This window comes from Paenibacillus septentrionalis (genome assembly GCF_042659865.1).
In the GTDB taxonomy this organism is placed as follows: Bacteria; Bacillota; Bacilli; order Paenibacillales; family Paenibacillaceae; genus Pristimantibacillus; species Pristimantibacillus septentrionalis.
In genome coordinates this window covers 1-26,615 of sequence record NZ_JBHSTE010000007.1, presented here as the reverse complement: position 1 = coordinate 26,615, position 26,615 = coordinate 1, and the positions used below count along the sequence as shown (strand labels likewise).

Below are 26,615 nucleotides of genomic sequence, written 5' to 3'. Positions count from 1 at the left end.
CAAAAGCAAAACACCGAAAAAATAGAATTCAGCTTTTCTGCGTTCCCTTTTAGTATAGAGGTATATACTTCGCTAGGAGGAACGCAGATGAAGATGAAACGCACTAGGAATAGCTTAGCCAGCGAGCATAACCGAACAGCCTACTTGTTTTTAACACCATGGCTGATAGGCTTTTTTTGCTTAACCGTTGGCCCAATGATTGCATCTCTTTACTTTTCGTTAACTAAGTATAATTTGCTCAATGCACCGACATGGATAGGCATAGGGAATTATGTCAAGATCTTGACGGACGATGAAACGTTTCGAAATTCATTGTTTCTCACCTTTAAGTATGTATTTTTCTCTGTGCCGTTAAAGCTCATATTTGCCTTACTTGTTGCTATGATCTTGAACAAGGGCTTGAGGGGATTGGGGATATACCGCACGGTATACTATTTGCCATCTCTTCTTGGCGGAAGCATTGCAATCGCGATCGTATGGCGGCAAATATTTGCTGGAGATGGCGTCGTTAATGATTTTCTAGGCATGTTTGGCATTAAAGGTCCGTCGTGGATTTCTCATCCTGACTATATCATTTACACCATTATTACGCTGACAATCTGGCAATTTGGCTCAGCGATGGTCATCTTTCTTGCTGGCTTGAAGCAGGTGCCTGCTGAGCTTTATGAAGCATCATCAATAGACGGAGCAGGGAAAATTCGTCAATTCTACAACATAACACTTCCGCTGCTAACGCCTGTAATCTTCTTCAACCTTGTGATGGGAATTATCAACTCCTTCCAGGCCTTTACACCAGCCTTTGTTATAGGCGATGGCAGGGGGGGACCGTTGGACGCGACGATGTTCTATACCTTGTATCTGTACTTGAAGGGCTTCTCGTTCTTTGATATGGGCTATGCTTCCGCGCTTGCATGGATTATGCTCTTAATCATTGGCTTCTTGACAGCGATCGTCTTTACAACGCAGAAGTACTGGGTATTCTACAGCGACGATCAAGGAGGGAAATAATATGGTGAAGTCAATTGTGCATTCGAATATATGGCGTCATGTATTCATTATCGTTCTCGGTTTGTTTATGCTATATCCCGTGCTATGGCTCGTAAGCAGCTCCTTTAAGCCGAACCATCTTATTTTTAGCGAGCCTGGATTATGGCCGAAGGAATGGACGTTCAACAATTACATCAAGGGCTGGGCGGGTTTCCAAGGTACCGCATTCGGAAAGTTCTTTCTTAACTCCGCATTTATTTCCGTCCTGTGCGTGCTCGGCAATATTATTACGTGCTCATTGGCGGCTTTCGCATTTGCAAGATTGAAGTTTTCGCTTAGCAAGCTATGGTTCACGCTAATGATCGTGACCATTATGCTGCCTTACCATGTTACGTTAATTCCGCAATACATTATTTTCAGTGAACTAAATTGGCTGAATACGTATTTTCCATTAATCGTACCGAAGTGGCTGGCTACAGATTCCTTCTTTATCCTGCTAATGGTGCAGTTTATTCGTGGCATTCCGCGCGAGCTGGATGAAAGTGCAATTATTGATGGCTGTAATGTGAAAGGCATCTACTATCGCGTGATGATCCCGCTGCTAGTACCTGCATTAATTACAACGGCAATCTTCACCTTTATCTGGACATGGGATGATTTCTTCAGTCAAATGATCTATATCAGCAAAATTGACCTGTTTACCGTTCAGCTTGGCGTTCGAGCGCTATTTGATCCATCAGGTTCTTCTGACTGGGGAGCGCTGCTGGCAATGTCTGCGTTATCGCTTATTCCAATCTCACTCATTTTCTTGTTTTTCCAGAAGTATTTCCTAGAGGGGATTGCAACAACTGGATTCAAATAAGCACAAATGAGCCGAAAAAATGATAGATCATTATCCGAAATTATAGAATTCAAAACCAAGTATGAAAGCGGTATCCTTTTTACGAGAAGAAAAAACATAGTTAAAGGGGAGCTTTAGTATGAAAAAGTGGAGCTTGTTAGTTAGTATCGTATTGCTTATGTCACTCATTGCTGCGTGTTCAAGCAGTAACGGAAATTCAAATTCACCAAATTCATCATCTTCAAATGGAAATGTTTCGAACGCTAATTCCAGCACCGACAATGATGGCGCTCCTGAAAACATAGAGCTGCGCATGATGTGGTGGGGCGATCAGGAACGAGCAGACATAACGAATAAAGTCATTGACCTGTTTGAAGCTAAATACCCTCATATTGATATTATCGGAGAGTTTGCTCCATCCTCAGGGTACTGGGATAAAATCAACACTCAGCTAGCCTCTGGAACAGCGCCTGATATTTTCTTTCTAGGTGGAAATGTCGTGGACTACGCTTTGAAAAAGGTGCTTCTTCCGTTAGATAACTATGTAGGGGATCAGCTTGACCTGACTGACATGGATGAAGCAATGATTCAATACGGTACGATTGATGGCGAGCTCGTTCATATTTCAGCAGGGGCAAATGCTCGCGGGATCGTAATTAACAAAACAATGTTTGAGCAAGCAGGCATGCCTATTCCCCAAGATGGCTGGAATTGGGAGGAATATGCCGCAATTGCGACTGAGATAAGCGAAAAGCTTGGAAATGGCGTGTATGGTACGTATGATTTTACCTATGACGGACTCGATATTTACTTCAAGCAGCATGGACAGCAGCTGTTCGATATGGCTGAACAGAAGATAGGCTTCGATGAAGCAATTGCTCTACAATGGTTCAACTACTGGTCTGATCTGGCTGCCCAAGGAGGAGTTGTTACGCCAGAGCTTGCCGTCTCCAATCCAAACGATGATATCGCGAAAAACTTGATGGTTACAAGTCAGGTCGCAATGACATTGCTACCTTCGAATCAATTGACTTCGCTGCAAAGTTTAACAACAGATGAGCTGCTAATGGTACAGCTGCCTCGCGGACCGAAGGGAACTGGCGTAGTATTCGAATCTTCTCAAGGGATTTCTGGCTATGCGAAAACGGAGCATCCTGAAGAAGTTGCGCTCTTTATTTCTTTCTTCATTAATGACCCGGATGCTGCTCTTATTCTTGGCAACAACCGCGGTGTTCCTGTAACAGCAGCAAACCGTGATCTGCTGGAAGCTCAAGCAGGCAGTGTAGAGAAGATCATCTATGACTATACTTCACGTGTATCAGAAGCAACGAAAACCGAGCCTTTTAATATTAGCTATAATCTGCCAGGCAATGCAGAGTTTGAAAAAATGACTAAAACAGCGATTCAGGAAATCGGCTTCGGACGCAAAACTGTTGAGCAGGCTGTAGCTAGCTTCTACAAGGATGCTCAGGAGATTATTGCAAACAACATCAATCAAAATTAACCATTACTAGACTTGACTTAACAGCAAGCGCTAAGCAAAGCATCGGTTACCGATTGCTTTGCTTAGCGCCATTATCATTGGAGGGGAAGAGCATGCACCCATTACGAGAGCAGCTTCAACACATTGATATTACTGCACATATAGAGCCAGCGAATGAGCAGAAGGATGCACCTCTGTTAAAGCAGTGGAAGCAGAATGGCGATGTATATTTTACTGCGGAATCGACAGCGTTGACCGATGTTTACAAGCAGGCTGTTACCAAGCTGCTGGATTGTATTAAACCTACGCTAACAGCTAATCCCATTTTACATGAGGGTGGTATCTACTATGGCTGCTGGCTTGAGAGCACAGGCACGATCAACACGGAGCTTTTGGCTAGATTTCTGCCAGTGGTTGCAGAGGAGACCTACCTGGGATTTGCCAAATTTCAACGAGAAGACGGATTAATACCTTATAAAATAACAGCGGATGGTGCGTATTATCGGCAAATTCAGCTTGTCACACCGCTGGCGCGCTGCGTATGGCATCATTATAAATTGAATGGCGGGAGCGAACATTTTTTGTCTACGATGTATGCAGCAATGGCAAAGTATGATGAATGGTTAATGACCTATCGGAATACTAGGCAAACGGGCTGCATCGAGGCGTTCAGCACATTTGATACTGGGCATGATCTATCGCCTCGTTTTTGGCATGTCGCAGATACGCCGCATCTAAATGACGCAGCAAAATGTAATCCGCATTCTCCGCTTGTTCCATTTCTAGCACCCGATCTGACAGCAAATGTATACTGTCAGCGCAAATATTTGGCCAATATTGCAAAAGAGCTGGGCAAGCATGAGGAAGCGGAAGTTTGGCGTGTTAAGGCAGAGCAGACGAGACAGGCTCTATTTACACATTGCTTTGACAAAACCGATGATTTCTTCTATGACGTAGATCGTCAAGGTCAGTTTGTACGCATTCAATCTGATGTGCTGCTTCGTGTGCTTGCATGCGAGGTTGCCGATGATGAGATGTTCGCCAGAATACTAAGCAAATATTTATTGAATACACGCAAATTTTTCGCCAAATATCCATTCCCATCCATTGCTCTTGATGACCCTCGCTTCGATCCAAACACAAGCTATAACAGCTGGGCTGGACCTACCAACTTTTTAGCGATTATTCGAGCAGCACATGCTTTTGAGCATCATAAACGCTTTGTGGAGCAGCTCTGGACCATTCAGCCAATTGTCGCAGCGATGACGCGATTTAAGCGATTTTCGCAAACGCTTAGTCCATGGACTGGAGCGGAAGGCTTTACCGAGGTATATTCCCCGTCCATTCTCTGCGTGCTTGATTTCGTTGAACGGATGTCTGGCATCATGCCGACAAGAGATCAGACGATCTGGTTTACTGGCGTCCTGCCCTATGATGCAGATCATGGTGAGTCAATCACGGGTAACCTCGTATATCGTCGCCATGTGAACGGACATCATTATGAGTTTGTTAATGAGCAGGAGCGCTGCGAAATTTGGCGAGATAAAGAACTGATGATGACATTCCCCGCAGGCTTGCGCGCTGTGTTAAACAATCAGGGTGAGCTTGCAAGCCTAATCGGCATGCAGTACGGAACGATTCGTGGAGAGGTACAATATGACGGCCAGACCGTGCATGTAGCAATTAGCGGTAATGAGGAATGGCTGTGGAATAACGGGAATGTGCAATGCATCTATCAATCAGGAGTAGTAACACCAACCTATTAATTAAGGAGATACAAAGGAGATAATTCAGATGAAGCTATCAGACATTCAAATTCGTGATCCATTTATCGTGCCTCGTCCTAAGGAGAAAAAATATTATATGTACGGCTCTACCGATAAAAACATTTGGCAGGAAGGTAAAGGCTTCGAGATGTATGTAAGCTCGAATTTGGAGGATTGGGAAGGACCGTTCGAGGTGTTTCGCAATTACGAGGGCTTCTTCGCGGATAAGAACTTTTGGGCTCCCGAGGTATATGAATATAAGGGCTCATTCTATATGTTTGCGACGTTTCGGCGCCGCGAGAATGATCTGCTAGGAACGGCTGTGCTAAAAAGTGAATCCTTGTATGGTCCTTTCAAGCTGCATAGCGACGGGGTCGTTACACCGCAGGAGTGGTGCTGTCTGGACGGTTCGTTGTATGTTGATGATGACGGAGTGCCTTGGATGGTGTTTTGCCATGAGTGGCAGCAGGTAGGAGATGGAGAGGTGTGCATTATTCAGCTTAGTGATGACCTAAGAAAAGCAGTATCTGAGCCGCAGCTTCTATTTAGAGCTTCTGAAGCAGAATGGCCTACGCCATTCAAGCATGAACGATTTGACTTTGAGAAGATTTATGTGACGGATGGCTCGTTTATGTTCAAAAATAAAGCTGGCGAGCTATGCTTGCTGTGGGCAAGCTTTATTAATCAGCGCTATGCTCAGGGGATCGCGATTTCTGCAAGCGGAAAGGTGATGGGACCATGGATTCAGCAGAAGGAGCCCGTCTACACAGATGATGGAGGACACGCAATGCTTTTTAATACCTTTGAAGGCCAGCGCATGCTTGCCCTTCATAGACCGAACAAAACGCCAAATGAACGCGCACGTTTTATTCCAGTTACCCTTTAACCAGACCTAGTTTGCCTCAAGTGAATGCTGCACCATATAAAGCAACATGATGCACGTTCCTTTCGTCTAGTATGTAACGAGACAGCTAAGGGGGAGTGAGGTATGAAAAAGTTAGTTGTAGGGGTAATCGTGCTGTTGCTGCTTTCAGCATGTGGCGGTGGAGAAACGGGCAGCAATTCTGGCCCAATCCAACAACCAAATGGTGCACAGCAACCTAAAAACCAAGCTGGCTTCTCAGATGACCAGCTTGTACCGAGCACGACGACATCAGAGGGAGACTTTGCGCTGAAGCTTGTTACGAATAAGCTCCGTTATCAAGTCGATGAGCAGCTACAGGTATATGCTGAGCTTGTCTATAATGGCGAGCAGGAGGTAAAGGAGATCGGACATGCGATGTATCCGGTTGGTTTTAACTTGATCGAGCATACGCGAGATGTTGAGCTGCAAGGCGTGATGGAGGAGCCATACGTTGTCACTCCGTTATACCGTGAGGAGCCAGTTAGATATGATTACAGCGTTAGTGGAGGCCTTTCAGGACAAGAGGATGCCGACAAGAAAGCATTTGCCAAAGCGCTAATGGAAGGTCAGCTTCCTGAGGGCAGATATACGATCACGGCTCGTGCGAGTTTTGTTATTAACGGATCGGATCCAATAGAGCAATATAATATGAACACTGCTATTCATTTCGTTGTAGAGTGAACTCGTTTTCTTATAATAAACATAGAAATCCCAGCAGCGATACGCTGCTGGGATTGTTGTTGTATAAGTCTGTTGGCTTATACGGCAGGGATAATCAGTTTTTGTCCCGGGAAGATCAAATGCGGGTTTTTAAGATTGTTAGCTTGTTGAAGCTTCTGCCATGTTGTTTTGTACTGTCTTGCAATTTTCGTAAGCGTGTCGCCTTTTTTAACCGTATACGTCGTAGACTTCACCACTTGCTCGCTAGGCTTGCTTCCAGTGGTGTTAGAGCTCCCAGTATTTTGAGCTGGTTTTGTTGCAGAGTTTTGATTGCTGCTTGGAGCAGACTGATTTCCGCTCGCGGATTTCGCTTCTACAACAATACGCTGCTCAACCTTTGGTGATACAGTGCCTTGTGCTTGAATGAATTTAATTAGCTCTTCATCAAGTGTTCCAGCGTTGTTGATAATTATGTTGTCTGCAAGCATCGCATATTGGTCGCCGCCAGCTGCCAGGAAATCGTTGGTTGCAAGCGTATAGGATTTCTTAAGATCAAGCGCCTTGCCGTTGACTTGTACGCTATGAACACGTTGTCCAGCAGCAGCTTCTGGATCGATTTTGTAGGTGATGCCAGATACATGTGAGAATGCGCCATGAGCTGATGGGTAACCAGCTGCGCCAACCTCAAGTGCGTCCTTAAGCTCTTGACCCGTTACTTCGATCGTTACGATGAAGTTACCGAAAGGAAGTACAGTAATAACGTCGCCCTTCGTAATATCTCCTTCATTGATTGAAGCTCGGATTCCGCCTCCGTTCGTAAGTGCAACGTCAGCACCAGTTGCAGCGATCATTGCATCTGTAATTAGGTTGCCAAGGTTCGATTCGCCTGTACGCACGACTTCGCGCTCACCATCAAGCTTCACAGACGTTTTTCCGATAACTTGATCCAGAATCGTTTGCTGAGCCTTTGTTGTATTTTCAATTAGAGCTTGCACCTTCGGTTCAGCAGGTATTGTCGCAGCATCGTCAGCAGTAATATAATGCGATTCCTTGCTAATTAATTTGCCATCTTCAAAAACAAGAGTAATAATTCCGACTTGCTCGCCATACTCACCATATTGTACAAGCAGCGTATTGTTGATTGTACGGTTGATAAGCTCGTGGCTGTGACCATCGATCAATACATCAATACCGTTTACCTCGTGAGCCAATATGTCAGAACGGTTAGCCTCTAGTGAAGAACCGTCAGTACCAAGGTGCGCAAGGTTAATGATGACATCGACTTCCTCTTTCAGCTCATCTACCATGCTTTGAGCAGCTTGGGCAGGATCAGTGAACAGAATGCCTTCAACATTGGCTGGGTGAGTTTTGTATACCGTCTCAGGTGTAGCCGTTCCGAAAATACCAAGTTTGATTCCAGCTAGCTCTTTAGTAATATATGAATCAAATACAAGCGATCCATCAGCGGCGTACTTCACATTGGAAGCAAGAATTGAAAATTCAGCTTGCTTACCCAGCTCAAGCAAATGCTTATAGCCGTAGTTGAAATCGTGATTGCCTGTCGTCAAGGCATCGTAGCCGATTTCATTCATAATCTCAACAATACTAGAGCCTTCTACAAGCGTAGCATAGGTTTGCCCATGCAGCGTGTCGCCAGCATCTAGTACAATTGTATTTGGATTCATGCCGCGATATTGCTCAACGATCGCAGCAATTTTGGCATAACCCATACCGCCATCCTCATACACGCGTGAATGAATATCGTTTGTTGCAATGATTTGCACGCGAGTTTTGTTAGATTCCGTTAATTCATAGACAGAGATTGTGCCGCTAAGCTCATTGGCTACTAATAGAAGCGCGTTGTCAGTTGGGCTATCGTTAGCTTTAACAAACGTTAATCCTTCAGGACCGACATCGCCTGATGGGACTTCCTCATTAAGATCATAGCTGCGTGAAGAGAAATAAATGTCAAAGATCGGTGCTGCAGGGTTGGATAGATCATAGGTCATAATTCCGCCCGCACGCTCTAGACCGATAAATGCATAGTTTTTACTGCCAACCTGACCGACAACGACGGACTCAGGCTCGACGCCTTTATCATCAGAACGCGTATCAAAGCTGTTTTCGGAATTGTCCGTGTTGAACGCAGCAGGATTAGCAAGCTTCGTAATGCGCTCGAATTGATCGCCACTGTCAAATACTAGCTCCATCGTATCAGCATCCCAGATCGAGAAGGAACGCGTACCATAGGAGTAGATCGCTTCCTGCTTGCCTTCGCGGTTAAGCTGTACGCTTGTCGTTGTTTTTAGGCGGCCAAGCTGATCAGGTGCGCTAAAGCTTTCAGTCATTGCATCCAGCTGCGCTTGTGTGAAGCCTTTGTAATTATCAGCATTCAAAGAAAGGCGGTTTGCAATATCGGCAACACGAGCTTCTTCGGAGAAGCCGTCATAATCCTTCGCATCGCCCTCGTTCGCTGTTAGAATGTACGTTTTGCCATTCGCTGTATACGTGCTCATACCGTCCGGCATAAACATGCCCAGAACAGGCCAGTTTTTCAAGCTGGCAACACCGTCTTTGTCCGAAGCATCAAGCGCAAAACCAGGAATAGAATGGTCGATCACGCCAAGATCATACACATTTGTGAATTGCTTCGTGTTCAGATCAAGCACAGCAATCGCATTGTTTTCCTGAAGCGCAACGTATGCTTTGCTGCTGTCATCAGTTACGACAATGTACTCAGGCTCTGCATCCTCACTAAAGCTTGCGCCCGGCTTCACGATACGAATGCCTGCTGCATCCAGCTTATCAAGGCCAGCAGTTGTAATGTGATTATCTGTCAGAGCCTGTACACCATTAGAAACATCGATCATGCTGACAGAACCGGCTGGATCAACTGTGTATTCGGCATTCGGTTCTCCCTCATTGGCAACAAGTGCTAGCTTGCCGTTAGGCGTGAATGTCACCATATCTGGCAGCGAGCCGACCTGTACATGGTTGAGGTACGTTCCGTCGTGAGAAATAAACACAACATATCCGGCATCGGTTACAGGATCAGCAGGTGCTGCAACTGCAACATATTGATTGGATGGGTGAATCGCAACGCTTGTGATGTCACTTAGAGCCAGCTGATTGTTGCTTAGCTGCTCCAAAGAGATGCGCTTCGTTAGTGACAAATTTTTGAGGGACTTGGAATCACTAGACAGCAGCTCCATTGAAACAATATCCAATGCCTTTTCCGCACCATTTACGGAATATATCTGCTTATGGAGCGGGTCGTACGCAATAATCTCTGTACCGCCGGCTTCAAATGGCGCACCGCTAGTATAGCGTGCAATGAGCTTTGCCTCCAGACTGCCTTGCCCAGCAAAAGCGAGCCAAGGTGCAGAAGTGTCCGCTGCCTGGATCGGTGCGATTGATGCTTGTCCTGTCAGCAATGCGAGTGACACTCCAATCGCGATTAATCCTTTTTTCAAGTTCATGAATGTACCTCCTTCGTATAATAGGTTTCGTACTAACTATAGTGATCCTTTGTCAGCCTATTGTTAGCGTATTATTAAGGAATTATAAAGATCGCGTATATGCGTAGGATAGAATTTGTACAAAAATAATCGCAATCTCCTCCTAAATCTATGAAAATATGTTATTATTCATTTGTTTATTTCATAGAAAATATTACTAGTAGATTTGGGAGAAGATGATGAGACGTAATTCTATTTTTGTGCTGTTATGTGTTTTAGGGCTTTGGCTGCTTGCAGCATCAAATGCAAGTGCCAAGGCAGAGGATATTGTTAAGGGGAAAAAAGAGTACACATATTTAATGATGGAACGAGATTTGCTAGCTTTAGAGAAAGCCTATCCAGAATTGGTCACGCTACATACCATTGGCACCTCTGAATATGGGCGGGAGCTGTATGCACTAGAAATCGGTAAAGGCAGCGCTGCGCTATTTATTAATGCTTCACATCATGCGCGTGAGTTTTTCACGACAGCAATCGTTATGAATCAGATTCAAGACCTGCTTTTGCGACAAGCCAAAGAGTCCGATCTGGCTGATTTGCTAGAGCATGTCACGATATGGGTTGTGCCAATGGTTAATCCAGATGGCGTATCTCTCGTACAAAAGGGGTTGGATGCGTTTCCTAAGGAAGCGCATCCATCTCTGCTTGCTCTTAATAAAGGCAGTGAGAACTTCAAAAGCTGGAAAGCCAATGCTAAAGGCATTGACCTTAATCGCCAATATCCTGCGGACTGGAAAAACATCATGAATAATGCCTCAAAAGCAAGCGCTATGAACTATAAAGGAAGCAAGCCGCTGGAAACAAAGGAGAACCAAGCACTCCTTAAGCTTACCTATGAAATTAACCCACAGCTTGCCATATCGAATCACTCTACAGGAAGAATTATATTTTGGAACTTTCATACCCCTGCGCAGCATGTTGAACGTGACCGTAAGCTTGCAACACAGCTTTCCTCATTAACAGGCTACTCACTTGTTAGGCCTGTAGCGAATCCCTCTGGCGGAGGGTATACCGATTGGTTTATTCAAACATTCGGCAAACCAGCGTTCACACCGGAAATGGGGCCTTCCAATGGCGGGGCGCCTGTGCCAACAAAGCACTTTGAGGAGGAATGGCGGCGCAATCGTGACGTAATGGTATGGGCAGCTAAGGCGGCCTATGAGCTATGGTTAGCTGATCAGGAGCAGCAGTTTACCGAGGTCGAGCGTATGATTGAATTGACAGAGCCAGTGAAGCTGTACAAGCAGCCTAACCGCACAAGCTACGCCTATACCAGTTTGAATCAGGAATCAATTAGAGTAAAGGCGCAATGGGATCATTGGTTTTTGATCGATACGTGGGCAGGCGAGCGCTATATTTATTTGCCTGACGAGGAGCTGCCACTAGTAGAGACTACTATTGAACTGAAAGAAGCAACAGCTTTTTATCGTTTTCCTAATGAAGGAGCGCCTAAGGTAGGGGAAATATCGCCGCAACGCATTGTCATTTTGAAACAAACCTTGAACTGGGCTAAGGTCAATACATGGCTAGGCGAGATGTGGATTCAAGTATAGTCATTTACAAGCTATTTACAAGTTAGCTGCTTTTATGTACGATGAACCTAGTGTAAGCGCAGCTTATTTAGATTAGGAAGGATAATGGGCAATGATTGAGGCGAATACAGATAAAAAGTGGCTACCTCTTTATGAAGCGTTGGCAAGCGAGGTTCGATTGGAAATGATCAGGTTGCTTTCCAGCGAGTCCATGAACGTCAAGCAGCTTGCTGCAGCCTTGAAGCTGAGCAGCGCGATTGTTACGATGCATGTAAAGAAGCTGGAGAAAGCTGGGCTAGTAGCTACCAAGATGGTACGCAAAGAAGGCGGAACTCATAAGATGTGTTCCCTTGCCGTTCATGATATTCATATTGAGCTTCCATTCCAGACTACTTCCTCTTATAAATGTCACGAGGTTACGATTCCGATCGGGCATTATACTGAATTTGAGATTCATCCTACCTGTGGTCTAGCAACACCTGAGAGAGTGATCGGGCAGTTTGATGATCCGAGATATTTTTACACGCCTGAACGGGTCAATGCAGGCATACTGTGGCTGGGACATGGTTATCTCGAGTATAAGGTGCCGAATTATTTGCTTCCCTCGCAGAAGATTATTGCCATTGAAATATCGCTTGAGCTAGGCTCTGAGGCGCCAGGCTACAATGAAAACTGGCCGTCTGATATTTTCTTTCAACTTAATGATTCCGAGTTAGGAATATGGACTAGCCCTGGTGATTTTGGGGAAGAGCGCGGCAGATTTTCTCCTTCCTGGTGGGGTGACCCTGTTAATCAATACGGATTATTGAAGGTTTTGCGCGTGGATGAGACGGGAAGCTGGATTGACGGCCAGAAAATTTCCGAGGTAAGCCTGCAGCAGCTTAATGTGAATCAGCATGTATGGAGCTTTAGACTTGGTGTGAAGGAGGAAGCCCAGCATGTTGGCGGGCTAACCTTGTTCGGTAAAGGCTTTGGCAACTACAGCCGAGATATTTCGTTTCGTACCTATTATGAATAGTTAGAAGACAAGCGTGGGGATTGCATCGAGGTTGCTTTTCCACGCTTTTTTGTTCATTACAAACTTTAATATTAAGATATTTAGAAATATAAAAAAAGATTCAAGTTTCATCGTGTTTTGACTTATAATAGCAATAGAAGGAGGGAGAGCTGTTGCGGACATTTTCACGGTTTTTAGCAAAATATAAAGGCTACGTTTTGTTTGCGATCAGTTTAATGTTGATTGAGCTTGCCGTTGAGGTAGCACAGCCATTTATGATGTCCAAGGTTATTGATGAGGGCATTATAGCAGGGCAGACAAACAGTATTTTTGTATGGGGGGGCTTACTGCTCGGTACGACAGTGCTGGCATTTGGCGTCGGTATATTAAGCTCGTTTTATTCCGCTTATGCAAGCCAGAACTTTGGGTTTGATCTTAGGCAGAAGCTGTATGACTCCATTCAGAAAATGAGTACGAATACATTTGGCAAATTTCAAGAGGCTTCACTTCTTACGCGTATCGGCAATGATGTCAATCAGGTGCAGAATGCTGTATTTATGGGGATGCGCATTATGCTGCGCGCGCCGCTGCTTGTTATTTGCAGCTTAATTATGGCGCTTGCGCTGAATGTTCAACTGGCGCTATATCTCGTTATTGCTTTTCCGATTTTGGCTGTATTCTTAGGCTGGCTTATGGTTCGGAACAATCGCTTATTCCGACGTGTTCAGCAAATGCTTGATCAAGTGAATAAGGTGATGCAGCAAAGCTTGATGAGTGTGCGGCTAGTTCGGGTATTTGGTCGAATGAGTCATGAAAATAGCCAGTTTCAACATAAAAATAACGAGCTGCGTTCACGGACTGTTGCAACGATGGTGCTGGCAGAGCTATCCAGTCCAGTGGTGCTTTTATTAATTAACGGTTGTATTTTATTGATGCTATGGGCAGCACGCGATCTATTGAATAACGGATCAAATGTATCCGTTGGTGAAATTGTGGCGATTGTTAACTACGCAATGCGAATAACGGGCGCCTTGTCTATGATTGCGATGATTGTTAATACAGTTGCCAGAGCATCAGCATCAATGCAAAGGGTAGATGAAGTGTTTGAAACGGCTGATCAGGAACAGGATCATGCCGAGCAACCGGAAGAAGAGCTACATATCGAAGGAGATATTTGCTTTTCTGGTGTTGGTTTTACTTACCCAGAATCAAATATGGATACGCTTTCGGATATTTCCTTTCATGTAAAGGCAGGAAGCATGATGGCGATTATGGGAGCGACCGGTTCAGGCAAATCAAGCCTATTGCAGCTTATACCGCGAATGTACAATGCGGATGTTGGTGTCATTACCATTGATCATAAACCAGTAGAAAGCTATCCGCTCCACCAGTTAAGAATGAATATCGGTTATGTGCCGCAAGAAATAATGCTGTTTACAGGTACAGTAGCTGACAATATTCGTTGGGGCAAGCTCGAAGCAACAATGGATGAAGTGATTGAAGCTGCCAAGCTGGCGCAAATTCACGAGGCGATTATGGATCTGCCGCAAGGTTATGAAACAATGATCGGACAAAAAGGTGTGAATTTGTCGGGCGGTCAAAAGCAGCGTGTTAGCATTGCGCGTGCATTAGTGCGCAAGCCATCTATTCTTCTGCTGGATGATTGTACGAGCGCGCTTGATGCAGAGACAGAACGCAGATTGCTGGATGCAATCGGTCAGCTTCAATGTACGGTGCTGCTTGTTACGCAAAAAATGAGTACGACGGTAAGAGCAGATTCAATTCTGCTTATAGATGAAGGAAGAGTGATCAAGCAAGGATCTCATGATGAGCTCATGGTGCATGCTTCGCTCTATCGAAAAATCGTGCAGTCGCAATGGGGAAAGGAGCGTGAAGCACAGTGGATGAGCAACAAACAGCGCGAACTGACCGCACCTTGATGCAGCGATTAAAGCAATTTGTTATGCTGCCGTTTTATTATGAAAAGCCGAATGAGTTTCTGCCCAAGGAGGAGCTTGACCGATCTGAAAAGCCAAAAGGCTTTGGATTAGGGGGAGCGCCAGGTCGCGCGCCAGAACGCGTCAAGCGTCCTGATCAAATCGTAGCTACACTGAAACGAATATGGAACTATCTCACCGCATATCGTGGACGTTTAATTGCTGTGCTTATCATGATCGTCATTGCGACAGGCTTGTCTCTGCTCGGGCCTTTTATGATCGGACATATGATCGATCATTATATTATGGATGCCAAGGACGGACTAATGGCCATGCTCCTGCTGACAGCAATTGTCTATGGAGGTCAAGCACTTTCAACCTGGCTGCAAAACATATGGATGATTCAAGTTTCCCAGCAGACGGTGTATAAAATGCGTACCGATTTATTTGCGCAGTTTCACAGGCTGCCAATTTCGTTTTTTACGAAGCGTCAGCAAGGTGATCTTATGAGTCGTGCCAGCAACGATATCGAAAATATTAGTGCTTCTATGAACAGCTCATTTATTCAAATTTGCTCCAGTACGTTAACGCTTGTAGGAATTGTGGTGGTCATGCTAAGTCTAAGCCCAATACTGACTCTGCTTACCTTTATGGTGATTCCGTTAATGTTTTTAGGAATGAAGTGGATCTCGAGCCGTACAAGTCGACTGTTTCGCATGCAGCAAAAAAGCTTAGGCTCTCTAAATGGCTTTGTGGAAGAAACGCTGTCTGGTCAGAAAATTATTAAAGCGTTTGCTCAGGAACAGGAAGTTATCGAGGGCTTCACACAGCGCAATGAAAAAATTCGCTTGTCCAGCTACTGGGCTCAGGCAATATCAGGCTTTATCCCGAAGCTGATGAATGGACTCAACTCTTTAAGCTTTGCGATGATTGTAGGGGTCGGCGCTCTGCTTACAATTTGGACGGATGCCGTTACGGTCGGAATTATTATTATATTTGCTGAGTATTCTCGTCAATTTACCCGTCCGCTTAATGATTTGGCGAATCAATGGAATACGCTGCTCTCTGCGATTGCAGGTGCTGAGCGCGTCTTTCAAATTTTAGATGAGCCGCTTGAAGTGCAAGATGAGAAGGATGCCAAGCAGTTGAAATCTGTTGTTGGCGATGTTAGCTTTGAGAAGGTTGACTTTCAATATGAGCAAGGCCAATCGATTATTCATCAAGCGAGCTTTGAGGTCAAGGCAGGGGAGATGGTTGCCTTTGTTGGTCCGACTGGAGCGGGAAAAACGACGCTGATTTCCTTATTGTCTCGTTTCTATGAACCGACAAGCGGTATAATCCGAATCGATGGTCGAAATATCGCTGATTATACGCGTGAAAGTTTGCGCGCACAGATGGCATTTGTACTGCAGGACCCGTTTTTATTTGAGGGCTCGATCATGGATAATATTCGTTATGGACGACTGGAAGCAACAGATGATGAAGTGTACGAGGCTGCCAGACTTGCCAATGCTCACTCGTTTATTATGCGATTGAAGGACGGCTATCATACTGAGCTGAAACTTGGCGGTGGAGGAATCAGCCAAGGGCAAAAACAGCTGATTGCAATCGCGAGAGCATTAATTGCCGATCCTGCGATATTAATCCTTGATGAAGCTACGAGTAGTATTGACACCGTAACAGAAATTAAAATTCAAGAAGCGTTGGAGCGTCTTATGCATGGCAGAACCTCCTTTGTTATTGCCCATCGCCTCAATACGATTACGCAGGCCGATAAAATCATCGTGCTCGAAAAGGGGAAGATCAGTCAGATCGGCTCTCACGAGCAGCTGTCTAAGCAGGAAGGTCTTTATCGTAAGCTAGTATTAGGCCAGCAAATGCTTGAGGCATAAGTGTGATCATTTACTAGGAGGGTTCGATGGTAAAGAAAATACTTGTTAGCCTTATTTCGTTGTTAGTTTTCTTTAGTTGTGTATTCCTATATTGGCCGTTATCACTTTCCGATGTAATTGCTGAAAACGAGGAATTATATATTCAACATGGAGGGTGGCAATTTACTGAACGTGGAACTATTAGTGGAAAGAAATACACGGATGTAGAGCTTCAGCCTGATACTGAACAATTTGATGAAATCGTACAGGTAATAAGCAGCTATACGTATCACCGTAGCTTGCGAACCTTTTTCGGTGACAGTAGTATAAGTGGTAAAGGAGATTCCTTGTATATACGATCTGGAGCTAACACAATTTCGAATCTTGGCTCAGGTGAAATACTTATTAATGGCACGGTGTATCGCCTGGGGTATTGGAAAGATAAGAAGGCACAAGAGATGATAGACGAAATTACGGCCCTTATATTGGAATAGCTTAATATATCAAACGGCTATTATATCATACGACAACGGACGACTAGCGGCATGCTAGTCGTCCGTTTTTGATATGAGAAGAGTCTAGTATACGTCAGTGTGATCGTTCTAAAACATGCTTAAATCATAGTGCTGGGACAGCTTTTCCAGCAAATTCACCCCTGCAATACTGTTTCCTTTGCTATTCAAGGCTGGTCCAATAACGCCAATGCCAATTGTGCCGGGAATCAAGGTCAATATGCCGCCTGACACACCACTTTTCGCAGGCAGGCCGACTTGAATCGCAAACTGGCCTGACGCATTGTACATGCCGCAAGTTACCATAAAGGATTTGGCGATTTGTACGTAGCGTTTAGGTATGAGTTGTTTTTGTTGGATGGGATCATAGCCATTATTAGCGAGCGTTAATCCCATTCTAGCTAGATCCTTGCATGTCGCATCAATTGAGCAATGATGGAAGTATATATCCAGCACATCATCAACCGACTGCTCCAGAACACCGTTATCCTTTAAAAAGTAAGCCATTGAGCGATTCAGATCAGCAGATTGCAGCTCGGACTCAAACACCGTCTCATTATATTGTAAGTTTTCATTGCCTGTCAGCATGCGGAAAAACCTCAGCACGCGCTCCAGCTTATCACTTTGCGACGAGCCATGAATAAGCGAGGATATGGCAATCGCACCAGCGTTAATTAACGGATTGAAGGGAATACCGGGCTGAACTAGCTCCAGCTTCAGCATTGAGTTAAAGCTATCGCCAGTTGGCTCCATACCAACCTTGTTAAATACAAGCTCCTCTCCATTATCCATAAGTGCAAGAAGCAAGGTGAATACTTTAGAAATACTTTGCAGCGTGAACACGGTATCCGTATCGCCAGCACTTGTTTCATTGCCGTGCGCATCAATAAAGTGAATCCCAAGTGCCTTGGCATTTCCTTTTGCAAGCTCTGGTATATAGGATGCAACCTTTCCATGTTGACATTGCTTCTTGCTTTCTATGATCCATTGCTCAAGGTGCTCAGTTAGACGAGGAAGACGTTCGTGAAGTGTGGGTAAAGCATTCATAGGCAACATCCTTTCTTGAATTTTTCTTTTATTGTAGCATGAAGTTTTTGTATATCGAAATGTGTGCTGAAGTTTGAGAACGATTCACAAAACAATACCACTATCATTGACAAGCATAAGAGATCTATTACAATAATTGTAATTATATAGAAAATGTTTGAAGGCGTTGGAGCATCATATTGCCAAAGTGAACTTGGCAGCTATTCAGCATCATCAATTTATGTAAGCGTTTTAACGGGAGGAGAGCTTTCTTTGAGAAAAAGAAAAAGCATCATTGTTATTCTTTTTATATGCAGTACGGTGCTGTTTGGCTTTACGATTTCAAGCTTGATTCAAATTTTCCGGTACGACCTTTTGGCACCAGATGAATTCAATCATGAACAAACACCAATCTACCGTCTCGTGCTCATTACGCGGGAACTGGATACTCCGTTTTGGAATGACGTTGAAAAGGGAGCACAAGCCGCTGCCAATGATTTTGAAGTTGAGCTGTCGGTTTGGGGCAGCTATGGCACCAATCAGGTGGATTTCTTGCGAAAAATGGAAATCGCGATAGCCTCCAAGGTAGATGGCATTATTGTGCAGGGGCTGGATCATGATGAGTTTAATAAGCTCACGACGATAAAGGCAGCAGGCAATGGCATTCCGATTTTTACGATAGCCAACGATGTCCCGATCAATAAAAGCTTACGGCGAACGTATATAGGCTCCGATCATGAGCGTGCGGGTCAACTGCTTGGTGTACAGCTGCGCGCGGATATTGGAAGCGGCCATTCAGCGAAGGTCGTGCTGATGCTATCCGACCAGGAGGAGGACTTCCAGAAGAAAAGACTTGCAGGTATTATTAGCGAGCTTAACAAGGAGCCTCATATCGAGCCGTTACTTGTTACTGCTGGCAACACTCGAGAAGAAGTAATTGCAGCCACGAACGATATTATGAACCGCGAGCCTCAGCTTGATGCATTTGTATCAATAACTGCGAATCATACGAGTGCAATGGTACAGGAAATATCGAAAAGAGCAAGACTTCAAGATTATCACTTGTATTCCTTCGATGACAGTTCTGAAAGCATTATGCTGCTGGAGGAAGGGAAATTAAGCGGCATGATTAGGCAATCCCCTGAAGAGATGGGCTATATCAGTGTGGAAAAAATGGTTCAATGGTTGAAGCGGGAAGTGTTTCCCGTAGATACGAATGGCTATTTCACGAATATCCGTCTGTTGAAAGCGGAGGGCCGATAAGATGAATACGATACAAAAAAAGATCTACACCCTTATAGCGGTCGTAGTATGCAGCATGGTTGTCATCTGGGTCGCCTTAACCTACTACAATCAAAAAATGCAGCATCAATACAATGATATTTTGCAGCGCTATTTACAAATGAATGAAGCAAGCACCTTAAGTCGTGAACTAGTTACATCGCTTAACAACTATATTCAATCACCTACTGTTGACAATATGACCGTACTTGAATACGATCGAGGACTGCTGCAAGAAGCAATGCATAACATTGTAAGCCTGAAGAATGAAGGTAATGTATTCGTTATTACGAACTACTATAACCTCATTGACAGTCTGATGAACGCCACGGATCGCTCCATACGCTTCCTTAATGAAAATAATAAGGAAGAAGCGCTTAATGATTTTTCAGATGCAGCACGCTTATCCACCTACATCTCTGAAATGACACTCACCCTCTTTGACAACGAGTTGAAAACGTACGATCAGTTTTATCGCGGCATGATTAAGCAGTCAGGTCTATTAAATAAGCTCGGTATTACAATGATTGCGATGATTACTTGCATTCTTCTTTTGTTTACTTATCTGTTCTCGCATAGCATAACGAGACCTATTTACCGATTAACGCAAGCAGCGAGGGAGTTGTCGCGGGGAAGATTTGATACGGCTATTGATATTGAAGGAAGCGACGAAATCTCTTTTCTAGCTAAAACATTCGATCGCATGCGAATCAACATTAATAATCTGTTCTCAGAAGCGCAGCACAAGGCGCAGCTGGAGCGAGAGCTGCAAACGAATAAGCTGCTGCTCCAAGAGAGTCAGCTGCTCAGCCTACAAAGTCAAATTCACCCCCATTTTCTATTCAATACACTCGATACGCTATCCAAAAAGGTATATTTGGAAGGGCTGGAGGAGACGAGCGATCTCATTGCAAGTGTTGCGAGATTGCTGCGTTACAGTCTTAAGCGGCTTGATCGACCTGTAACGCTTTATGAAGAAGTGAAGATTTTGCGCGAATATATGACGATTCAGCGTGCTAGATTTACGGATCGTTTAAGGTACGTTGAGGACATTGATGACACTTGCCTGTACGTTCAGCTTCCTGGCCTGACTCTGCAGCCTATTATTGAAAACGCTGTGATACATGCGGTAGAACCGCTTGAGCATGGCGGAACGATATCGCTAGTTATTCAAGATAAGCATGAATATGTATTGGTGGAGATTAAGGATGAAGGGATAGGAATGAGCGAAGCTCGAATTGAGCAGCTGCTTGATGGAAATGAGCAGGGGCGTTTGCAGGACGGACATTCTACAGGCATTGGTTTTGGCAATGTAGTGAAGCGTCTTCGTCTATTTTATGGCCAGGAGAATATTATTCAGATCGAGAGCAAGCCAGGTCAAGGCACAAATGTGAAGCTTATGCTGCCAAAAAGTAATAAAGGAGGAGGAGAACAGAATGCTGAATATTCTGATCGTTGATGATGAGCAATTGGAGCGCGAGGGCATGCGTGCGATCATTCAGCGCGGCTTTCCTGAGGTAACGGTAGAGCTCGCCAAGCATGGTAAAGCGGCGGTTGAGCTTGTACCGGTTTTCAAGCCTGACTTGATTATTATGGATATTAAAATGCCGATTATGAATGGGCTGGAAGCAATTGAGCTTATATCGGCACAGCATCCGTATATTCGTTATATTATGGTGACTGCTTATGATACGTTCGAATACGCAAGACAGGCTATTCAGCTTGGGGTGAAGGATTATATTCTAAAGCCTAGCAAAATTGCGGAGATTCAGGCAACGGTTGGACGAGTGCTGGAACAGATCAAGCAGGAGAAGCAGGAGCGCGAGCGGCAGGAGGCTGTACGTTCAAATTGGCATAAAATTATGCCTGTCGTTGAAGCGGATATTGTCACGCAGCTGTTGTTCGATCATGTCCATGAGGTTCATCTGGATGAAATGATCAGCTTGCTGGGAGAAACCTTCAGCTGGAATCAAGACGTATTCGTTCTTGTCATAAGAATCCAGGCCCATCAGCTGCCTGATCGGCTGTATGCTGCAGTAAAGCTGAAATTTAGAGCGATGGGCAATGGCTGGGTCGGTGCGATGTCAGGAGGATGCTTGCCGATCATCGGATTTCTCGAGCATAATCGTTCGTTTCGCGCTCAAGCAGCCTGTATTATTCGTGAGCTTATGACGGTTGCTGATCTCCATACTCATGCCACATCATTCAGTATTGGAGTAGGCAATCCTCGAAGCAGCCTGGAGCAGGTTCGGCATTCCTATCAGGAAGCACTGCTTGCAGCGGCAGCTGGCTCGGAGGCAGGTTACTATGAAGATATCGTTGCAATGGGGGATAAGGGGCTCGTCAAGCTGTGGAGCAAGCAGCATGAAAAGAACATGCTTGATCAGCTTAGATTAGGCAAATGGGAAGATGTAATTAGGTCAATTATGACGTTGATTGACCAATTTGAAGCCGCTGGCATGAGCGTGCATCAAGCGCAGCAGCACATGCTGGAAGGAATGTGGGGGTTGTTTTATGGCTTGAGCGAATTTGGCGTAGAAACTGAACTGCCGTTTTATCCTTTTCAAATTCATTCCTACAACGAGCTGCGTATTGAATCGGAGCGAATGCTGCTGCGAATGAAGCAGGATACAGAGCGTTATCGAGCCAAGCTGCAGCCCGATCTGATGCATAGCATTAAAACATTTATTATTGAAAATGCTCATCGTGAATTGTCGCTTGAACTCATTTCCAAAGAAATCGGACTCAGTCCGTTCTATATAAGTAAGCTTTTCAAGGAGCATTTCGGCATGGGGTATATTGATTTTTTAACAGAATGTCGAATTGAAAAGGCGAAGAAGCTGATTGGTCTGCCTACATATAGCCTAAAAGAAATTGCCTATGAGGTTGGTTTTAATGACCCCAATTATTTTAGCAAGGTGTTCAAAAAGGTATGTGGCATGTCACCTAAGGAGTATCGTAAAGTGCTGCACGGTGTACAGCAATAATTTACAGCACATTGCAAGAGATTACTGCTTTTCATTCGATTCATCCATATAGTTCCATGATAATCTGAAGAAGATTCAATGATATTTCCTTATAGAGGAGAGATGAAGATGAGAAAGCAAGGCATTAAGGGTTTTGCACTGTTATTTGCTGTACTTCTTATTTTATCGGCATGTAGTAATGGGGGCGGAACAAACGGAGGGTCAGACAACAAAGGCAATTCAAATAAAGAAGGCAGCATTAAAATTGGCTTTTCCTTGGACACGCTGCAGGAAGAGCGCTGGCAAAAGGATAGAGATTTATTTAAGGCGGCAGCAGAAAATTTGGGTGCTACGGTGGAGGTTCTAGCGGCTAACAGTGATGATGCGAAGCAAATTGCTCAAGCAGAATCGCTCATCTCTCAAGGGGTAGATGTGCTGGTTGTTGTGCCTCATAATGCAGAGGCGACAGCAGCAATTGTTGAGAAGGCGCATGAAGCAGGGATCAAGGTACTGGCCTATGACCGCCTGATAAAAAATTCAGATGTTGATTTATACGTATCTTTTGATAACGAACGGGTCGGTGAGATGCAGGCAGCTGCGATTGTCGAGCATGCTCCTAAAGGAAAGTACGTATACATCGGCGGTTCAGAAGCAGACAACAATGCACATTTGTTCAAAAAAGGCGCGATGAATGTGCTTCAGCCTTATATTGACAGCGGAGATATTCAGATCGTGTATGATCAATGGTCGAAGGATTGGAGCCCTGCTGCTGCACTTTCTAATATGGAAAATGCGTTAACAGCCAACAACAATGAAATAGATGCGGTTATAGCGGCTAATGATGGAACGGCTGGCGGTGCTATTCAAGCTCTTACAGCACAAGGATTGGCTGGGAAAATACCAGTATCAGGTCAGGATGCAGAGCTAGCTGCGGCACAACGTATTATTGAAGGTACTCAAACGATGACCGTATACAAACCAATCAAGTCACTGGCCGAAACTGCGGCTGAGCTAGCGATTAAGCTGGCTAAAAATGAGGATGTAGGTGCTGATAAAACGGTACACAATGGGAAGATTGATGTTCCTTCCATTTTGCTTGATCCTATTGCGGTTACGAAGGATAACATTGATGAGACGATTATTGCAGATGGCTTCCATTCCAAGGAAGAAGTTTATAAAAATGCTCAATAATTGCTCAATAATGGCCCGACGATACACAATGTGAGGTGAAGGCACTTGACAACAGCATTGGAGATGCGCGGCATAACGAAGCAATTTCCCGGCGTTAAAGCGTTGGACGATGTTACCTTTACCGTTAAGAAAGGCGAGATTCATGCACTTTGCGGAGAAAACGGAGCAGGGAAATCGACCTTAATGAAGGTTCTGAGCGGACTTTATCCAGCTGGAACGTATGAAGGTGATATCGTGATAAATGGTGAAATCAAACGCTTTTCTGGGATTAAGGATGCTGAGCTGGCAGGGATAGCGATTATCTATCAGGAATTGGCCCTTGCCAAGGATCTATCCATTGCAGAAAATTTATTTCTAGGCAAGGAAATCGCTCGCTTTGGCATTATTAATTGGGAAAAGGTATTTAAGGAAAGTGAGCGTTGGCTGCATGAAGTAGGGCTTACAGATGTGAGCCCCGAAACAAGAACTGGAACATTAGGGATTGGCAAGCAGCAGCAAATCGAAATTGCGAAAGCGCTGTCTAAAAATGCTACCTTTCTTATTTTGGATGAACCAACTGCTGCTCTGACGGAGCAGGAGGTAGACATTCTGCTTTCCATTCTTCGCGAGTTCAAGGCAAGAGGTGTAACTTGTATATATATTTCACACAAGCTGAAGGAAGTATTCAGTATTGCTGATTCGGTTACGGTGCTTCGTGATGGAAAAACAATTGGGACGTATGACATTCGCGACATTACTGAAGAAAAGGTCATTTCCTTAATGGTAGGTAGAGAGTTAAAGGAGTTATTTCCACGAATTGAAGCAAAGCCTGGAAAAGTGGTGCTGAGGGCCACGGATTATACTGTCATACATCCAGATCTTGATCGTAAGGTCATTGACAGCATTTCCTTTGAGGTTCGAGAAGGTGAAATTCTAGGCATTGCAGGCTTGATGGGAGCTGGCAGGACAGAGCTCGTAATGAGCTTGTTTGGTTCCTATCCTGGAGCAGTGACAGGTAGGATCGAGATGGATGGTCAGCCTGTTCGAATTACGAGTACAGAGCAAGCCATCAAGCATGGTATTGCGCTTGTGTCTGAGGATCGAAAAAAATATGGACTAGTGCTCGGTATGGATGTGAAAACGAACATTACATTGTCGAGCTTGAAGGAAATTTCGGCAGGCGGTGTCATCAACCCTAATCAAGAGATCCACTTTGGCAATGAATATATAAGGTCGTTGCGTATTAAGGCCAATTCTGTAGAAACGATTGTCGGTACGCTTAGCGGCGGCAATCAGCAGAAGGTCGTTATTGGCAAGTGGCTAATGACAAAGCCTAAGCTTTTGATTCTAGATGAACCGACTCGCGGCATAGATGTTGGTGCCAAATACGAAATCTATATGATTATGAATGAGCTAATTCAGCAAGGGGTTGCCATTATTATGGTTTCGTCAGAGCTGCCGGAGCTGCTCGGTGTGAGCCATCGCATTATGGTAATTTCGGAAGGAAGACATATGGGAGAATTTGAAGCGAAACAAGCATCACAGGAAGTGATCATGACCGCTGCGACTGGAGGGAGAGCGGGATGAGGAGCAATCCAGCAACACAAATTGAAACCGAGCAACCGACACCACAAAGAGGAAACTGGCTGAACTGGCTGAAATTCGATGCGCGTGCCTACACGATGATTGGTGCGTTAATTGCGATATGGGTATTGTTTTCTTTGCTGCATGAGCGCTTTTTGTCCCCAACGAATTTATCGAATTTATTTTTACAAATGTCGGTAACGTCTATTTTGGCAATTGGTATGGTGCTGGTTATTGTAGCGGGTCATATTGACCTGTCGGTTGGCTCGCTGGTTGGATTCATCGGCGGCGTTATTGCAATGTTGAACGTTTGGTATGATTGGCCTGCACTGCCTGTTATTATTGTTGCCATTGCAATTGGTGCAGGCATTGGTGTACTTCAAGGCTGGATTATTGCTTATAAAGCAGTTCCCGCCTTTATTGTAACGTTGGGAGGCATGCTCGTATTCCGCGGGCTGCTTTTTGGTACAACTGGGAGTGTCACCGTCGCACCGTTGTCTCCAGGTCTAAAGTCGATCGGGCAGTCCTACACGACTGATCTTATTGGCTGGATTTTAGGAATCATTGGTCTTTTCATTGCTGCAGCGCTTGTTTTCCGAAAGCGCGCATCTCGTAAGCAGTATGGATTTGCGGTTGAGCCTATGCCGCTTAGCATCCTTCGTGTTATTACAATTGGGGTGCTTGTACTTGGCTTTGTTGCAGTAATGAACAGCTACAAAGGGATACCAGTGCCTTTTCTTATGGTAGTTGTACTTGCATTGATATTTACGTTTATCACAAAAAATACGACGTTTGGCAGACAGGTTTATGCAATTGGAGGTAATCCGGAAGCGGCAAGATTGTCTGGAATAAATATAAAGCGTCGTGTCATGCTTGTATTTGTACTTTGCAACACACTGGCAGCTATTGCTGCACTTGTATTAACTGCAAGGCTAAATGCAGCTACGATGACAGCAGGTCAAAACTATGAACTTGACGCTATTGCTGCTTGTGTTATAGGCGGCACCAGCTTAATTGGTGGAGCTGGCTCAATAATGGGGGCATTAATAGGCGCATTAGTGATGAGTAGTCTTGATAACGGAATGAGCTTAATGAATATGGAGTCGTTCTGGCAATACATCGTTAAAGGAAGTATTCTCGTACTTGCCGTATACGTTGATATTTATACGAGAAATCGTAAAAACAAAGCTGCTTGATTAAGCGGCTTTGTTTTGTTTTGTGTGTAAGGCTAAGCTATATACGGTCTTTAACAAGAGGTTAAGTGGTGTGGGAAAACTTTTTTTGATAAAGGGGTTGTCAAACAGTGATTATCTATGTTATTATCTAATTCCGGCCGAGAAAACGGGCTGGCGGGACAAGCTAAATGATCGAAGTTATGATCGATAACAACGAAAAAAACTTTGAAAAAAAAGCTTGCATCGAACGAATGAATGTGATAAGATATATTTCGTTGTCGCCGCGAGAGATTGCGAGAGACACACGAAACAAAACGTTCGCGTTACAAAGTGATACGAACGGCATTGTTCCTTGAAAACTGAACAACGAGTAAGAACTGCCATCAATCATTCAACCCCGTTGGG

General features: G+C 44.6%; 19 protein-coding genes. 17 read left to right on the top strand and 2 right to left on the bottom strand.

Features of this window, described 5'->3' with window-relative positions; translation table 11 throughout:
- The first annotated feature begins 93 nt into the window (after positions 1 to 93).
- The 6 genes from ACFP56_RS18425 to ACFP56_RS18400 all read left to right on the top strand — a co-directional run bounded on the left by ACFP56_RS18425 (position 94) and on the right by ACFP56_RS18400 (position 6,662).
- Positions 94 to 1,008, top strand: coding sequence for a carbohydrate ABC transporter permease (locus ACFP56_RS18425; protein ID WP_379237776.1), 915 nt, complete (start codon positions 94 to 96; stop codon positions 1,006 to 1,008).
- A 1-nt stretch (position 1,009) separates the two neighbouring features.
- Positions 1,010 to 1,849, top strand: a complete 840-nt coding sequence (locus tag ACFP56_RS18420) for a carbohydrate ABC transporter permease (RefSeq protein WP_379237320.1) — start codon at positions 1,010 to 1,012, stop codon at positions 1,847 to 1,849.
- A gap of 118 nt (positions 1,850 to 1,967) precedes the next feature.
- On the top strand, positions 1,968 to 3,332 hold the full coding sequence (locus ACFP56_RS18415; protein WP_379237318.1) for an ABC transporter substrate-binding protein: 1,365 nt from the start codon (positions 1,968 to 1,970) through the stop codon (positions 3,330 to 3,332).
- Between the two features lie 92 nt (positions 3,333 to 3,424).
- Positions 3,425 to 5,077 carry an MGH1-like glycoside hydrolase domain-containing protein gene (locus ACFP56_RS18410; protein WP_379237316.1) on the top strand — a complete coding sequence of 551 codons (1,653 nt, stop codon included), beginning with the start codon at positions 3,425 to 3,427 and terminating at the stop codon, positions 5,075 to 5,077.
- A gap of 28 nt (positions 5,078 to 5,105) precedes the next feature.
- Positions 5,106 to 5,963, top strand: a complete 858-nt coding sequence (locus ACFP56_RS18405) for a glycoside hydrolase family 43 protein (RefSeq protein WP_379237314.1) — start codon at positions 5,106 to 5,108, stop codon at positions 5,961 to 5,963.
- Positions 5,964 to 6,065: 102 nt separating this feature from the next.
- Positions 6,066 to 6,662 (top strand): hypothetical protein, encoded by a 597-nt coding sequence (locus ACFP56_RS18400; protein WP_379237312.1) that lies wholly within the window; start codon positions 6,066 to 6,068, stop codon positions 6,660 to 6,662.
- A gap of 77 nt (positions 6,663 to 6,739) precedes the next feature.
- On the opposite strand, the gene ACFP56_RS18395 is transcribed toward ACFP56_RS18400, so the two are convergent.
- Positions 6,740 to 10,120 carry a choice-of-anchor I family protein gene (locus ACFP56_RS18395; protein ID WP_379237309.1) on the bottom strand — a complete coding sequence of 1,127 codons (3,381 nt, stop codon included), beginning with the start codon at positions 10,118 to 10,120 and terminating at the stop codon, positions 6,740 to 6,742.
- Positions 10,121 to 10,338: 218 nt separating this feature from the next.
- Between ACFP56_RS18395 and ACFP56_RS18390 the strand changes: the two genes are divergently transcribed.
- The 5 genes from ACFP56_RS18390 (at position 10,339) to ACFP56_RS18370 (ending at position 16,990) form a co-directional block, all read left to right on the top strand.
- Positions 10,339 to 11,712 carry a M14 family zinc carboxypeptidase gene (locus ACFP56_RS18390; protein WP_379237307.1) on the top strand — a complete coding sequence of 458 codons (1,374 nt, stop codon included), beginning with the start codon at positions 10,339 to 10,341 and terminating at the stop codon, positions 11,710 to 11,712.
- Between the two features lie 91 nt (positions 11,713 to 11,803).
- Positions 11,804 to 12,709, top strand: a complete 906-nt coding sequence (locus tag ACFP56_RS18385; protein WP_379237305.1) for an ArsR/SmtB family transcription factor — start codon at positions 11,804 to 11,806, stop codon at positions 12,707 to 12,709.
- Between the two features lie 152 nt (positions 12,710 to 12,861).
- A complete protein-coding gene (locus ACFP56_RS18380) occupies positions 12,862 to 14,628 on the top strand; it encodes an ABC transporter ATP-binding protein (RefSeq protein WP_379237303.1) in 1,767 nt (588 codons plus the stop codon).
- A gap of 23 nt (positions 14,629 to 14,651) precedes the next feature.
- Positions 14,652 to 16,517: an ABC transporter ATP-binding protein gene (locus ACFP56_RS18375; protein ID WP_379237774.1), complete on the top strand. Its 1,866-nt coding sequence runs from the start codon at positions 14,652 to 14,654 to the stop codon at positions 16,515 to 16,517.
- Between the two features lie 26 nt (positions 16,518 to 16,543).
- Positions 16,544 to 16,990 (top strand): hypothetical protein, encoded by a 447-nt coding sequence (locus ACFP56_RS18370; RefSeq protein ID WP_379237301.1) that lies wholly within the window; start codon positions 16,544 to 16,546, stop codon positions 16,988 to 16,990.
- Between the two features lie 108 nt (positions 16,991 to 17,098).
- Here ACFP56_RS18370 and glsA read toward each other — a convergent pair whose 3' ends face one another.
- Positions 17,099 to 18,064, bottom strand: coding sequence for a glutaminase A (gene glsA, locus ACFP56_RS18365; protein ID WP_379237299.1), 966 nt, complete (start codon positions 18,062 to 18,064; stop codon positions 17,099 to 17,101).
- A gap of 243 nt (positions 18,065 to 18,307) precedes the next feature.
- Between glsA and ACFP56_RS18360 the strand changes: the two genes are divergently transcribed.
- The 6 genes from ACFP56_RS18360 (at position 18,308) to ACFP56_RS18335 (ending at position 26,231) form a co-directional block, all read left to right on the top strand.
- Entirely contained in the window at positions 18,308 to 19,297 is a 990-nt protein-coding gene (locus ACFP56_RS18360) for a substrate-binding domain-containing protein (protein ID WP_379237297.1), read from the top strand.
- Between the two features lies 1 nt (position 19,298).
- The gene (locus ACFP56_RS18355) at positions 19,299 to 20,774 is read left to right on the top strand and encodes a sensor histidine kinase (RefSeq protein WP_379237295.1); all 1,476 of its coding nucleotides are present in this window, start codon (positions 19,299 to 19,301) and stop codon (positions 20,772 to 20,774) included.
- Positions 20,752 to 22,302, top strand: coding sequence for a response regulator (locus tag ACFP56_RS18350; RefSeq protein ID WP_379237293.1), 1,551 nt, complete (start codon positions 20,752 to 20,754; stop codon positions 22,300 to 22,302). The genes ACFP56_RS18355 and ACFP56_RS18350 overlap by 23 nt, the downstream gene beginning before the upstream one ends.
- Before the next feature lie 102 nt (positions 22,303 to 22,404).
- Complete coding sequence (gene xylF / locus ACFP56_RS18345) at positions 22,405 to 23,472, top strand: D-xylose ABC transporter substrate-binding protein (protein WP_379237291.1); 1,068 nt, start codon at positions 22,405 to 22,407, stop codon at positions 23,470 to 23,472.
- A gap of 63 nt (positions 23,473 to 23,535) precedes the next feature.
- Positions 23,536 to 25,038, top strand: coding sequence for a xylose ABC transporter ATP-binding protein (locus tag ACFP56_RS18340; protein WP_379237772.1), 1,503 nt, complete (start codon positions 23,536 to 23,538; stop codon positions 25,036 to 25,038).
- Positions 25,035 to 26,231 carry a sugar ABC transporter permease gene (locus ACFP56_RS18335; RefSeq protein WP_379237289.1) on the top strand — a complete coding sequence of 399 codons (1,197 nt, stop codon included), beginning with the start codon at positions 25,035 to 25,037 and terminating at the stop codon, positions 26,229 to 26,231. Before ACFP56_RS18340 ends, ACFP56_RS18335 begins: the two co-directional genes overlap by 4 nt.
- Positions 26,232 to 26,615 lie beyond the last annotated feature (384 nt).